The 13,603-nt window shown below is 69.2% G+C and carries 8 protein-coding genes; all 8 read right to left on the reverse strand.

Annotated features, from left to right (window positions below; translation table 11 throughout):
* Positions 1-1,533 (reverse strand): right-handed parallel beta-helix repeat-containing protein, encoded by a 1,533-nt coding sequence (locus AB0N89_RS14820; RefSeq protein ID WP_364204568.1) that lies wholly within the window; start codon positions 1,531-1,533, stop codon positions 1-3.
* Entirely contained in the window at positions 1,530-3,476 is a 1,947-nt protein-coding gene (locus tag AB0N89_RS14825) for an alginate lyase family protein (protein ID WP_364204570.1), read from the reverse strand. The genes AB0N89_RS14820 and AB0N89_RS14825 overlap by 4 nt, the downstream gene beginning before the upstream one ends.
* Positions 3,476-5,656: a bi-domain-containing oxidoreductase gene (locus AB0N89_RS14830; RefSeq protein ID WP_364204572.1), complete on the reverse strand. Its 2,181-nt coding sequence runs from the start codon at positions 5,654-5,656 to the stop codon at positions 3,476-3,478. The genes AB0N89_RS14825 and AB0N89_RS14830 overlap by 1 nt, the downstream gene beginning before the upstream one ends.
* A gap of 15 nt (positions 5,657-5,671) precedes the next feature.
* Positions 5,672-7,579: an asparagine synthase (glutamine-hydrolyzing) gene (gene asnB / locus AB0N89_RS14835; RefSeq protein ID WP_364204574.1), complete on the reverse strand. Its 1,908-nt coding sequence runs from the start codon at positions 7,577-7,579 to the stop codon at positions 5,672-5,674.
* Positions 7,580-7,594: 15 nt separating this feature from the next.
* Positions 7,595-9,382 carry a Wzz/FepE/Etk N-terminal domain-containing protein gene (locus AB0N89_RS14840; RefSeq protein WP_364204576.1) on the reverse strand — a complete coding sequence of 596 codons (1,788 nt, stop codon included), beginning with the start codon at positions 9,380-9,382 and terminating at the stop codon, positions 7,595-7,597.
* A complete protein-coding gene (locus AB0N89_RS14845) occupies positions 9,379-10,668 on the reverse strand; it encodes an exopolysaccharide biosynthesis protein (protein ID WP_364204578.1) in 1,290 nt (429 codons plus the stop codon). The genes AB0N89_RS14840 and AB0N89_RS14845 overlap by 4 nt, the downstream gene beginning before the upstream one ends.
* Positions 10,669-10,807: 139 nt before the next feature.
* On the reverse strand, positions 10,808-11,995 hold the full coding sequence (locus AB0N89_RS14850) for a glycosyltransferase family 4 protein (RefSeq protein ID WP_364204579.1): 1,188 nt from the start codon (positions 11,993-11,995) through the stop codon (positions 10,808-10,810).
* Complete coding sequence (locus AB0N89_RS14855) at positions 11,976-13,292, reverse strand: nucleotide sugar dehydrogenase (RefSeq protein WP_364204581.1); 1,317 nt, start codon at positions 13,290-13,292, stop codon at positions 11,976-11,978. The genes AB0N89_RS14850 and AB0N89_RS14855 overlap by 20 nt, the downstream gene beginning before the upstream one ends.
* Positions 13,293-13,603 lie beyond the last annotated feature (311 nt).

A 13,603-nucleotide genomic window follows, 5' to 3' on the forward strand; every position in this document is an offset into this window, starting at 1 on the left:
TCAGCCACCTCCCGCGCGGGTCAGTTTGCTGCCCTGGTCCTGGCGGTAGGGCGCGCCCTGCCATTCGCCGAAGCCCAGCACGCGGCTCGGCTCGAACGCGACGAAGTTCCACGGCCCGGAGTAGGTGTTGTCGTAGAGCCGGTTGCCCTGGTCGAAGGTGATCGCCTGCTGGACGGCCTCGCCCTTGTACGGCGACCAGTCCGGGAAGGTGCCGAAGTTTGCGAGCATCGCCATCCGCGCGCAGCTCTCCTCGCAACCGGTGACGACCGGGTCGAGCACGAACCGGTTGTGGTGGACCTCGACGCGCTGGGTCTTCCACCGGCAGTCGCTGTTCAGCGCGCCCGCCGCGATCGCGGGCTGCGCGCATTTCGCCTGCTCGGGCACCAGCCGCGTGCAGGAACCGGACGAGGTGTTGGCCGGGCTGTTGCAGAACCGGTCGGAGTTCTCCCACAGGGTGACGCCGTTCCAGTTGTTCTCGAACGAGTTGCCGGAGATCTCCAGTTTGTCCGTGCGCGCCTTGATCCTCGGCTCGCCGCCGGACTCGGAGATGTAGATCGACGCCACCGGGAAGCTGTCGCCGCGGTCGATGTAGCCCTTGCCGTCCACCCAGTTGTTCCGGCGGATGGTGTTGCCGCTGATGACGGCGTTGTAGCTGGTCTCGTACATCAGGGCGGAGCCGTCGTTGTTCTCGATGACGTTGCCCTCGACGAGGAAGTCGTTGTTGTTCGTGTCGGCCCACAGCCCGACACCGCGGTTGTCGTGCACCCAGTTGCCGCGGATGTCGGCGCCGTCGACCGACCAGAACTTGACCCCGCCGGAACAGCCGCAGCCGTCGATCTTGCGTTCCCAGTCGCCGGTGTTGTTGCCGGAGATCTCGTTGCCCTCGACGACGAGACCCTTGATCGCGTTGCCCTGCGCGTAGGCGTTCATGCCGTACTGCCCGTTGCGCCGCAGGCAGTTCGCGCGCACCTGCTGCCGCGCGCCCGCCATCAGCGCCGCGCCGTCGTTGTCCTGGACGGTGTTGTGCTCGATGAGCCAGCCGTCGGCCGAATCGTGGTTGACCACGCCTTCGTCGTGCGGCGCGGCGAAACCCCGCACGGTCAGGTACTGGATCTTGACGTCGGCCTCGTGGCCGGAGAAGGCGTACTGGTTGATCTTCCGGCCGTCGAGGATCGCGTTCGGGGCGCCGAGGTAGACGTTGCCCTGCTTCGGGTTGACCTGGTCGTAGCGGTCGTCGCCGAGTTTGTGCGTGCCCGGCGCGAGCCAGAACGTCGTCCCGGCCGGGCTCGACCGCGTCTTCGCGGCGACGTCGCCCGGCACCGCCGGGTCGATCTTCACCGCTCCGGCCGGTGCTTCGGCCGGCCCCGCCTTCGCCTTGTCGCACACCTGCGCGATCGATCCGGACGGCGCCTGCGCCGGATCCGGCCCCTTCCCGGTCTCGTCGTCCGGGCCGGAAGTACAGGAGGTGAGCGTCAAGGAGCCGAGCAGCACCAGAAGGGCTGCCCGGCGGAGACGGTGCGGTCGTGCGATCACAACGGTGGATCCTCGTTACCTGTGTCGAAGGTGAGCTCGGTGGTGAAGGTGGCGCCGTCGGAGGCGATCCCGCCGCCGTACAGGGTCCACGCGGGCTCGCGCCTGCCGAATCCGGCCGAGTACCAGCCCATCGGCAGGCCGGTCTCGCCGCGATGCGCCGACCAGTCCAGCTCCGGCGGCAGGGCGAGCGAAGCCGTCCGGACCTGGCCGTCCGCCGTCCAGGACAACGTCGCCGCGCCCTCGGAGAGCGAGACCTCGACGGCCGGGCCGAAGTGGAACGCGAGACGGCAGTGCTGGGCCTCCCCACCGCGGACCTCGTCGAGGATCCGGAGCGTCGAGTCCTCCAGCTCCACCGACCGGCGGTGGATCGCCGGGGCGTACCCGTTGTGTTCCGCGCTCCAGCGCGACGGCGTCCCGGCCGCGATCACGCTGGTGGTGGCCTGTTTCGTCCACAGGAACGGCCCGCCGGAGACGGACTGGTCGGTCCGGGAGAGCTCCAGCGTGTTGTGCGCCGCCGTGGACCGGAAATACGACCGCCACTTCGGTTCGCCGTGGTAGCAGTAGGTCCCCGGGTCAGCGAGGATGTCGACGCCGTCGTGCCGGACCTCCACCGAGAGCGCGTCCGCGTGCGCGTGCGCGGCGATGGACAGGAAGCCGTGCGGACCGCCGTCGCAGCGAGCCCAGATGGCGCCGTCACGCAGGATGGTCATCCCGGCGTCGGCGAAGTCGTCGCGGCGCCGGGCCGGACGCGGGACGCGGACCTGGATGTCCTTGGCCAGCGCGGAGAAGAGCGTCGTGCGGACATCGCCGTCCCGCGTCTCCGGCCACCAGTCCAACCGTCCGAAAAGGACGGCCCCGGTGTCGAGCAGCGACGCCCAGCGGCTGGTCTCGTCACCATCGACAATGAGACCGAAGCCATCGTCGGCGTCACCCTGCCGTGGCGGACGCAGCCTATTGTCCACAATAGACGCCAGCGCGTCGGTCATCCGCAGCAGCACGAGCCAGGTCGAATCGGGCACCGCGACCCCGGCGGCCTTCGCCTCCAGCGCCCCGGCGAGCCCCAGCTCCAGGACCAGCCCGTGGTACTCGGTGGCGAGTTCGCGGTTGATGCCGGAGTCGAAGGTGTTGTGGCACAACATCTTGTCCAGCGACGTCAGCGCCGCGTCCCGCCACTGCGCGGATTCGGGGAACCAGGCGAACGCGCAGGCGGCGGCGAGCTGCCCGGCGTCCTCGGCGATCACGTGGTTGTTCGCCGACGAACCCCGGCTCGGGAACGCGGCCAGCCAGCGCTGGTGATGCCAGATCTGCGTGAGCGCCTCGGGATTGTCCTCGAACAGCGCCGGGGCCTGCGCCCAGCCGTCGAGCAGCCGCCGGACCCACACCCACGACAGCAGCCGGATGCCGAGTTCGATCCCGCTGACCCAGTGCACCCCGCGCATCGGCGGGTTGGCCGCCCACCACGACTTCAGGTGCGCGGCGACGCGCTCGGCGTACCGGTCTTCGCCGGTCAGGGCGTACGCGGCGGCCAGCACGGTGAGGTGCTGGTGCCGCGACGGCTCCCAGATCTGCTTGATGTCGCCGACGGTGTCCTCGCTGCGATACGGGACGTCGAAGGAGTACACATCGGACGGTGCGCGGCGGCCGGTCTTCGGGTCGTACGACCAGTCCGGGTCGACGAGGTCGTCCCGCTCGACGCCGAAGTACTCGGCGCGTCCCTCCATCAGGCGGTCCGCGGTGACGACCAGCCCCTTCACCGCTTCACCCGAAACGGCGGCGAGGACGTCTTCCCCGGGCACCGAAGCGAACCGGCGGTCCGGCAGCCACGTCGGCTTGTCCCCCGCGACCCCGCGCCACTGGCGTTTGCGCACGACGTCGGTGACCCGGCCCGCGACCTCGGCCGGTCCCATCCGCGACAGTCTTCGCAGGTACCAGGACGGATCCATCAGGCCAGCCCCTCCTTGGCGTTGATCCGCACCGCGGCACCGGTCTCCAGGCTGCGGTTCACCGCGAGCGTGGCCAGCGTCGTGGAAACGAGCGATTCGACCGAGACGGGCATCGCGACGCCGGTCTTCAGCGCGTTGACGAACGCCTCCAGCTCGGCGGCCTGGCCCTTGTCCCGGCCCTTGGGGATGCGGGAGCTGGCCCACTTCTTGCGGCCGAACACCGACGCGCGCCCGAAGTCGTCGAACTTCAGCACCTTGCCGTCCGCGGTGACGTCGATCGTCTCCTTGGGGAACGCCGACGAACCGCTGGTGGTGTACGCGATCGACGCGGTCGAGCCGTCCGGGTAGCGCAGCAGGATCTGCAGGTCCTGGTGCCCGGGCGTCGCGGTGGCGTACACCGAGACCGGGTCGGAGCCGAGCAGCCAGCTGACCGTGTCGATGAAGTGACCGCCCTCGCCCGCGAACCGTGAGCCCTCGCTGTCGGCCTGGTTGTACCAGCTGCCGGCGTCGAGCTGACCGGCGTTGACCAGATACCGCACGGAAGCCGGGCCGATCCTCGGTCCGAAGTGGAGCACCGACTCGTTCAGCAGCGGGGCGAACCGTCGGTTGAAGCCGACCTGCAGCCGGTCGTTGCCGGACTCCTCGATCGCGCCGAGCACGACTTCGAGTTCCTTCTCCGACAGCGCGAGCGGCTTCTCGACGAAGACGGCCTTGCCCGCGAGCAGCGCCCGCCGGGTCAGCTCGGCGTGCGAGCTGTGCCGGGTCACGATGAACACGGCGTCGATCGAGGAATCGTCGAGCATCGTGTCGAGGTCGGTGGTGGCACGGGCGAAACCGAACTTGCGCTTGGCGTTCGCGCCCGAGAGGGCGGAGGTGGTGACGACCTCGGTGAGGTCGACGCCCTCCATCTCCGTCAGATGCGGCAGGAGCATCGAGGACGCGTAGTTGCCCGCGCCGATGAACCCGATCCGCACGCCGCCGGGCTTGGGCACCGCGCGGGTGGTCACCGTCTTCGGCATCGAGACCTCGGCGACCGGCTCGGTGGCCGAGGCGGCGCGCTTCTCGTACTCGAACAGCACCGCGACGGCCTTGAGTTCGCCCTCGTTCAGCTTCCGGTACGTCTCGACGGCGTCGGAGAACTCCGAGACGTGCGAGATCAGCGGCTCGACGTCGAGGCGGCCACTGCCCATCAGGTCGACGACGCATTCGAGGTTGCGGCGCTCGGTCCAGCGGACCTGGCCGATCGGGTAGTCGCGGCCTTCGAGTTCGTACTCCGGGTCGTAGCGGCCGGGGCCGTACGAGCGGGAGAACCGGACGTCGAGTTCCTTTTCGTAGTAGGCGTTCCACGGCAGGTTCAGCGAGCACTTGCCGATGTCGATCACCCGGCCGCGGTCGCGGGCCAGCTTCGCGGCCAGCTCCACCGGCTCGTTCGTGCTGCCGCCCGCGGCGAGGTACACCTGGTCGACGCCGTGCCCGGAGCTGATCTCCGCGACGGCGGTGTCGATGACGCCGGACGACGGGTCGCCGCATTTCAGCGCGCCGAGCTGTTCGGCGAGCGCGCACCGCGTCGGGTCCGGGTCGACGCCGACCACACGGACCCCGGAGGCGACCAGCAGCTGCACGACCAGCTGGCCGATCAGGCCGAGCCCGATGACCAGCGCGATGTCGCCGATCTGCGGTTCGCCCTGGCGGACGCCCTGCATCGCGATCGAGCCGACCGTGCCGAACGCGGCGTGCCGCGGGTCGACCCCGTCGGGCACCTTCGTGTACAGGTTCTTGGGCACCCAGTTCAGTTCCGCGTGCAGCGCGTGCTCGTTCCCGGCGCACGCCACGTAATCCCCGACAGCGACGTCGTGGATGCCCGCGCCGACCTCCTCGACCACACCGCACAGCGAGTACCCCAGCGGCGTGTACGAGTCGAGTTTGTTCATCGCCTTGCGGTAGGTGGCGCCCAGCCCGTTGGTCGCGACGCTCTGCATCACCTTCGCGACCTGGTCCGGCCGCGCCTTCGCCTTGCCCACCAGCGAAAGGCTCGCCTCGGACACCTTCATCATCTCGGTGCCGGTGGAGATCAGCGAATAGGCGGTGCGGACCAGCACACCGCCCGCTTTGCACGCGGGGACTTCGACGTCGAGGAGCGCCAGCTCCCCGCTCTTGTAGTTCTGCACTACCTGCTTCACGTCGCTCCTCAGCGATCAGGTGGTCCGGGCCGCGACGGCGCCGCGGTACCAGTACTCGAGGGTCAAGATGTGCCAGAGGTGCTTGGACCGGTCCTGCTGCCCGGACGCGTCTTCGTCCACGAGCTTCCGCAGGGCCTCACGACGGAGGAACCCGGCCTTCACCAATTCACCTTCGTTCGTCACCTCGCGCACCAGGGGCGCGAGGTCGCGGCTCATCCAGGCCCGCAGCGGCGCGCTGAACAGGCCCTTCGGCCGGTGCACGATCTCGGCGGGGAGGATCGACAGCGCCGCTTCCTTCAGCGCCATCTTCCCTTGGCGCTTCACGATCTTCTTGTCGCCGGGGATCCGGAACGCGGCCTTGACGACCTCGATGTCGACGAACGGCGTCCGCACCTCGGTGGAGGCCGCCATGCTGGACCGGTCGGTGTAGGTGAGGTTGAGGCCCGGCAGGAAGAGCCGGGAATCGGCGAGGCACATGCGGTTCACGAAGTCCGACAACGTGTTGTCGTGATAGGTGTCCGCGTGCTCGGTGAGCACGTCGTCGACGGCGCCCGCGAGGTCCGGGTTCAGCAGCCCGGCGAGTTCGGCCTGGTCGTACATCGTGTAGCTGCGCCGGAACGCGGTCTCCTCCGGCAGTTCCGCGAACGAGAGGAACCGTTTGGCGAACCGGACCGACCGGAATCCGCGCTTCGACGTCGCCACCGGCAGTCTGTCCACAAGGGACTCCACCGGACGGCGGACGAGACCGGGGACCCGCTGGTACTGGAGGGCGATCTTGTTCGCGAGGTGCTTGCGGTAGCCGGCGAACAGCTCGTCCGCGCCCATCCCCGACAGCATCACCTTGACGCCCGCCTCGCGGGCGGCGGTGCAGATCAGGTAGCTGTTGATCGCCGCCGGGTCGCCGATCGGCTCGTCGAGGTGGTAGGTCATCCTCGGCAGCAGGTCCAGCACCTGCGGCGCGATCTCGATCTCGTGCAGGTCGACACCGAACTTCGCGGCGACCTTCTTCGCGTACATCAGGTCGTCCGGCATCGCCTCGAACTTCGCGTCCTCGGCCCGGAAGCCGATGGTGTACGCGGAGATCCCCGGCTGCTCGCGCGCGGCGAGCGCGGTCAGGTAGCTGGAGTCGAGCCCGCCGGAGAGGAACGTCGCGACCGGCACGTCGGCCATCAGGTGCTTGCGCGTCGAGTCCTCGATGACGGCGTTGAGGTCGAAGTCGCCTTCGTAGGCGGCGCCGTCCTCGGCGACCTGCCGCAGCGACCAGAAGGTGCCGCGTTCGACGTCGCCGTTCGGCCGGAACCGCGCCCAGCTGCCCGGAGGGAGTTTCTCGGCTTCGGTGAACGCGCACCGGCCGTCCGGGACCCAGTAGTAGAGCAGGGACGCGACGAGCGCGGTGTCGTCGACGGTCAGCGAGCCACCCAGCTCGGTGGCCAGCGCCTTCAGCTCGGACGCGAACGCGACGCCCTTGCCGCGGCGCACCAGGAAGAGCGGTTTGATGCCCAGCTGGTCCCGCACCAGGGTCAAGGCGCCGGTGCGCTCGTCGAAGACGCCGAACGCGAACATGCCGCGCAGCCGGTGCAGGCCCTCGGTGCCCCATTCGCGCCAGGCTTCCAGGACGACCTCGGTGTCGGACGTCCCCCGGAAGCGGACGCCGCCCGCTTCGAGTTCCTTCCGCAGTTCCGGCGAGTTGTACAGCTCGCCGTTGTAGGTCAGCGCGAGCCCGTCCTTGACCATCGGCTGCGCGCCGGTCTCGGTCAGGTCGACGATCGACAGCCTTCGGTGTCCTAAGTGGACTTCACCCTCACCGGCCCGGTGGTCGTACCGCCCCGAACCGTCCGGTCCGCGATGGGCGAGGATCTTGGTCAGCCGGTCGGTGAGCGGTCCCCCGTCCGGCCAGAAGTAGGCCCCTGCGATGCCGCACATCTGCTTTCGCTCCCCTTACAAGGCTTCGGCGTTATCCGGTGACACAGGTGAGAAACGTTTGGTCGGCTGATCGGCGTTGTCGTGGTCCTCGGGCCGCTTGTACGGCGTCGGCGGACGACGTCGCGCGGCCTTCTTCTCCCGAGGCGGCTCCAGCACCCGCTCGACGGTGCGCTCGGCGTCCGTCTCGACCGGCGCCACCGTCGAAAGCCGCCGCACCGGCGCGTCCTCGTCGGGGAACATCTCGACCGGTTTCGGCGCGGGCCGCGGCACCCGCCGTTCCGGCGCGGCCTTCCGCTCGGGGAGGACCTTGCGCTCCGGCGCGACCGGGCGGGCGGGCGCCACCGGACGCGCGGTCATCACCGGCCGCGCGGGCACGGGCACCGGCTCCGGAACGGCGCCCGCACGGCCGCGCAGCGCGGTGTGCAGGCCGTCCCACAGCGTCCCGTCGGTGTGGTCGCGCGGATCCGGATCCACCACGACGACGCCGATGATCGGGATGCGCCGGTCCGCCAGCTGACGGGCGACGGTGTGCAGCCATTCGGTGTTCGCGTGCGCGGTGCGGACGACGAGGATCGTCTCCTCGCCGAGGAACTCGATGTCGGTCCACGCCGTGCCCGGCTCGATCGAGCCGACGCCGATACGCCGTTCCTTGCCTGCCACCGGCGCGTCACCGCGGTCGAGGACCTGGATCTGAGCGTCGCCGACCAGCTCGCGGAGGTTCGCCTTCGGCAGGTCGTCGACGAGCGTGATCGGCCCCTTCTCCGCCAGTTCGCGCGCCATGTCGACGGCGAGCGCGGCGGTGATCTGACGGGCGCCGAGGTCGAGCAGCGAGACGGAACCGCCCTCCTCCCGGACGGCGCGGACCAGGGTCACCGCGACCCGCCGGCGCCGGGTCGCTGCTCCCGAACGCCGCAGGAACCGCGGCGGTTCGGGCAGCTGCGCGATCACGGAGGCGCCGAGGTGACGCGAGATCTCCCGGCGCAGCACCGGCCGGTCCTTCACCACGCTCGTGATCGCCGCGAGCCCCAGTCCGGCGAGCAGCCCCAGCGCGAGGCCGATCCCCATGTCGGTGCCGAGGGTCTTGAGCAGCGATTTCGGCAGGATCCGCGGCGCGTCCACGATCTGCGTCCCGGCGGCGACCTTCGGCGTGCCGATACCCGCCTCCTGCGCGCGGCCGTCGTAGTCGGAGATCTTGGAGTTCAGTTCCGCCCGGCGCGAGTACAGCCGCTCCAGCTGGGCGGGGTTGGCGTTGCGGCCCTTGGCCTCTTCGGTGACGATCGACGCTTCGATCGGGGTGAGCTCGTTCTGGGCCTGGTTCCGCTGATCGAGCAGGGCCTTCTGCTGAGCGGCCGCGGCCGCCTGGTTGCGGCCGATGTACTCGGCGATGAAGGCGTCGGAAATCGCCTGCGCACGGGAAAGCGCCTCGTCCTTGGTCTTGCCCTTGACGGTCAGCTGGAGGACGTTGTTCGTCAGCCCGATCCCGTCGTAGTCCTTGAGGAACTCCTCCGGTGGCTGGGTGCTGTTCAGCTTCTTGAGCGCCGCACCGGCGGTCTTGGTGGTCTTGAGCACGGCGACGTCGGTCCGCATCAGCGTTCCGCTGTCGGTGGGCGAATCGTCGGGGTGGATGACGAGGATCTGCGCCACCGCGGTGGGCGGCGACGGCAGGAGCATCGCGACGAGCCCGCCGGCGATCAGCCCCAGCAGGGCGGTGGCCATCCAGAGGCGGCGGCGTCTCCGGATCGAGACGACCAGCCGCTGAAGGTCGATGAGCGGTTCGGACTTGGTCTTTTCTGCGCTGGTCACGCGGTACCTGCCAGTGCTTCGTGGTCGGTGGAGGTGGTGGCGCCGGAGCGGGTGCGGGTCGGCCGGACCGGGCGGATCAGCACGGCGCCCACCACGGCGAGCCCGGCGTCGGCGACGGCTTCGGCGATCCCGACCAGCTCCCAGGCGGACCGGGAACCGAGGCCCGCCACGACGACGATCCCTTCGGCGCCGGTGTCTTCCGCGTCTTCGATGACGGGCCGCACCGGGGAAACCCTCGCCACGGTGCACCACCGATCGGCGAGGGCGGCGAGCCGTTCGGCGGCCACCAGCCCGGCGTGGTCGTCTTCGGCGGCCACGATGAGCAGCCGCCGGTGCGGGAGCCGGGAGACCAGCCGCCGGTAGTGGACTTCGACGTCGATCTCGTCGGCGTGGACGTCGACCCGCGGGATGTTCCACGGCCTGTCGTCCCGGAGGAGCTTGGCGCGCAACGTCTTCCCGGCGGGGCGGTCTTCGACGGCGTCGAAGGTGGCCAGCACCGGACCGCCGATCGCCGCGGCGATCTCCTCCTCGTCCTTCAGCCGCCGGTCGGTGCGGGCGGTGAAGAGATGCCCGAACAGGCCGATGATGAAGAACAGCGCCGCGCCGCCCAGCGCCAGTTGCGGCAGGGTGGGCGCCGCCGCCGCGGACGGCAGTTCGGCCGAGCCGAGCACGACAATGTTGCCGAGCCCGCTGGCGGTGTCGGCCGCGTTGAGGCTGGACATGGCCGACTCGATCGACGTGCGCAGGCCCTGCAGTTCTGTGCGGAGCTGGACGCTCTCCACGGTCGTCTTGCCTTCGTTGACCTTCGTGGAGAGTTCGCTGATCCGCTGGTTCGTCTGCGCGACCTGCTGCCGCAGCGTCTCGCGGCGTTCCTGCGCCAGCTGCACCGCCGCGTCGCCGGAACCGGCGATGATCTGCGTCGAGTACTTCACGAACTCGGCCGCGACCTGGTCGGCCATCCGCTGCGTCTGTTCGGCGGTGTCACCGGTGGCCTCGATGGTGATGACATTGCCCTGTGCGACCGACGTGGTCACCTTGTCCCGGAGGTCGGCGCCGGTCTCACCGTCGCCGAGCCCGGCGGCGGCCCGGTCGAGCACGACCGAGCTGGTCGCCACCTCGGCCTGGGTGAGCAGTTCGTCCGCTTCGCGCGGGCCTTGCAGCAGCACGTTGGACGACGTCCGGTAGCCGGGAGAAAGGATCACCGACGATCCCGCGCCGATCAGGGCGCCGAGTAGGGCGAGGACCACCAGGGTCCGCCATCGCCCGCGCAGAACCTGTCCGATCATGGACAGGCGCACCGTGTCGTCAGTCAAAGCCGGGATCTCCCATCGGTGCGTGCGGGTGCAGCATCAATCCCGTCGAATCGACAGCGGTGTTGGTTACAGGATTGCCCGAGTCTTGTTCAAAACGCGATCGGGAAGTCGATCAACGGACGGCGGCCGCATAGGCCGCGAGCAGGGCTTTCTGGGAGTTCTCCCAGGAGAGCGGACCGGCGACGCGCTCCCGGCCCAGCTCGCCCATCTTCGCCCGGTCCTCCGGCGAGTCGAGCAGATGCGCGATCAGCTTCGCGAACTCCGGCTCGTCGTTCGCCGGCGCGTACAGCGCGGCCTCGCCCGCCGAGACCCGGGCCTCCCGCAGCTCGAAGGAGACGATCGGGCGGCCCATCGCCATGTACTCCATGACCTTGTTCATGGTCGACACGTCGTTGAGCGGGTTCAGGGGGTCCGGCGACAGGCAGACGTCGGACGCGGACAGGTAGCGCAGCAGGTCGGCGTCGGAGATCCGGCCGGTGAACTCGACCTGGTCGTCGAGCTTCAGTTCCTTCGACAGCGCCACCATGGCGTCGAACGCGTCACCGGCTCCGATGAACACAGCGTGCCAGTCGGTGCGGCCGACCTCGTCACGCAGCGAAGCGAGCGCGCGCAACGCGTAGTCGACGCCGTCCTGCGGGCCCATCACGCCGAGGTACGCCAGCAGATGCGGCTTGCCCTTCTTCAGCTCGGGCTCGACCTCGACCTGATGGAAGCGCTCGACGACGGGCGCGCTGCGCACGACGAAGACGTCGTCCGGCGACTTGCCGCCGCGTTTCACGGCGACGTCCTTGTAGCTCTCGTTGGTCGCGATGACGACGTCGGCCGTCTTGTAGGTGCGGCGCTCCAGCGCGCAGACCGCGCGGTAGAGAAGGTCCTCGCCGCGGTCGAAGCGCGAGAGGTACAGCTCGGGGCAGAGGTCGTGCTGGTCGAAGATGAACTTCGCGCCCTGCCGCTTGAGGTAGAGCGCGACGAGGAACAGCATGTCCGGCGGGTTGCAGGCGTGCACGACGTCGACTTTTCCGACCTTGCGGGCCAGCCGGAGCGTGTGCCACAGCGCCGAGCCGTACTCCTGGACGTACCCGGCCGGACCACCGGTGGCGGCCTTCAGCGGGTACCGCAGGATGTGGACGCCGTCGACGGTGACTTCGGCCTCGGTGTCCCGTTTCGTCCCTTGTGGACAGATCACGTGGACTTCCCAGCCGGCGTCGCGAAGCGTCTGGCACTCCTGCCAGACGCGGCGATCGAAAGGGACGGAAAGGTTCTCGACGAGGATGAGAGCTTTACCAGGCAAGACCGACATATCCCTCTTCAGTCCGGCGCCGGTCGGCGTCCGGTACGCGGACGAGATCGATGATCGTGTGGCCGCCGCCCGCCGGGAGCGCCGCGAGGACGTCGGGGTCGGCCGTGCCGATGAGGCAGACCTCGGCGTGGTCGACGACCTCTTCGATGGAGCCGGCGAGCAACTGGCCGAGATGCGGCAGCCTGCCCTCGATGTACTCGCGGTTCGCGCCCATCAGCCGGGACAGGCTGACGTTGGCGTCGTAGATGCGGAGGTCGTACCCCTTGCCGAGCAGCCGCTCCGCGAGCTCGACGAGCGGGCTCTCGCGGAGGTCGTCGGTGCCGGGTTTGAAGGACAGGCCGAACAGCCCGATCTTGCGTTTTCCGGTGTGCGCGACCAGATCGAAGGCACGCTGGAGATGTTCGTCGTTGGAGGGCAGCACATGCGAAAGGATCGGGACGGCGACGTCCGCGCGGTGCGCGGCGTAGACCAGGCCGCGCAGATCCTTGGGGAGGCACGAGCCGCCGAAAGCGAACCCGGGGCGAAGGTAGGCGGGGCTGATGTTGAGCTTGCGATCGGCGAGGAAGACGTCGATCACCTGGTGCGAGTCGAGCCCCAGGGCACGGCAGATGGCGCCGAGCTCGTTCGCGAAGCCGATCTTGAGGCCGTGGAAGGAGTTGTCGGCGTACTTCGTCATCTCGGCGACCGGGATCGCGACGCGGAAGACCTCGCCGGGAAGCCCTTCGTAAAGCGCCGCGACGACGTCGCCGCTGGCCGGGTCGAGCTCGCCGATGACGGTCTTGGGCGGGTCGAAGAAGTCCTTGACGCTGCTCCCCTCGCGCAGGAACTCGGGGTTCACCGCGACGCCGAAGTCGACGCCGGCCGTACGGCCGGACGACTTCTCGAGGATGGGGACGAGCAGGTCCAGGCAGGTGCCCGGGAGCATGGTGCTGCGGAAGACGACGGTGTGCCGCTCGGTCTTGTCCGCCAGCGCCTCGCCGATCTCCTCGGCGACGCGTTCCAGGAACGCCGTCGACAGGCTGCCGTTCGGCGCCGACGGGGTACCGACGCAGATCAGGGAGACTTCGCTGTCCGCGATCGCCTGTCTGACGTCGGTGGTCGCTCTCAGCTTGCCCTCGGCGACCACCTCCGCGGTCAATTCCCCGATGCGTTCCTCGACCACCGGCGCCTTGCCGCCGGAAATGAGGTCGATCTTCACCGGGTTCACATCCACCCCGACGACCTCGTGCCCGCGCCCGGCAAGGCACGCAGCCGACACGCAACCGACGTAACCGAGCCCGAACACACTGATCTTCATGACGAATTCCTCCAGCCGCATTCCGCTGACCGTTGGTCGGCGGACGGACCGGGTTCGTTACCGGTGTCCGTCGTTCGCCTTCTTTTGGCGGAATGCCTGTGCGGCAAGGGAATCACTCATCGCTCGACGGGGGCGAAACGCTACAGACGACGCGTAACGATCTCGTGAGTGTTCGGGCGGCGGTACATGGTGGGTCAAGGTGGTCGTGAGTGGCGATTCGGGTTAGAAAACCCCAAGCACAACACCCACCACCACGAAACAAAACCACAAACCGGCGGGCCAGCAACGCACGACCGACGGGAGGGGGAGGA

The sequence above is a fragment of the Amycolatopsis sp. NPDC089917 genome (assembly GCF_040684635.1).
In the GTDB taxonomy this organism is placed as follows: Bacteria; Actinomycetota; Actinomycetes; order Mycobacteriales; family Pseudonocardiaceae; genus Amycolatopsis.

Bases quoted from the DNA above. Each gene is read 5' to 3' on its own strand.
- AB0N89_RS14825 (WP_364204570.1), bottom strand. From the start codon at position 3,476: ATGGATCCGTCCTGGTACCTGCGAAGACTGTCGCGGATGGGACCGGCC.
- asnB (WP_364204574.1), bottom strand. From the start codon at position 7,579: ATGTGCGGCATCGCAGGGGCCTACTTCTGGCCGGACGGGGGACCGCTC.
- AB0N89_RS14845 (WP_364204578.1), bottom strand. From the start codon at position 10,668: ATGATCGGACAGGTTCTGCGCGGGCGATGGCGGACCCTGGTGGTCCTC.
- AB0N89_RS14850 (WP_364204579.1), bottom strand. From the start codon at position 11,995: ATGTCGGTCTTGCCTGGTAAAGCTCTCATCCTCGTCGAGAACCTTTCC.
- AB0N89_RS14855 (WP_364204581.1), bottom strand. From the start codon at position 13,292: ATGAAGATCAGTGTGTTCGGGCTCGGTTACGTCGGTTGCGTGTCGGCT.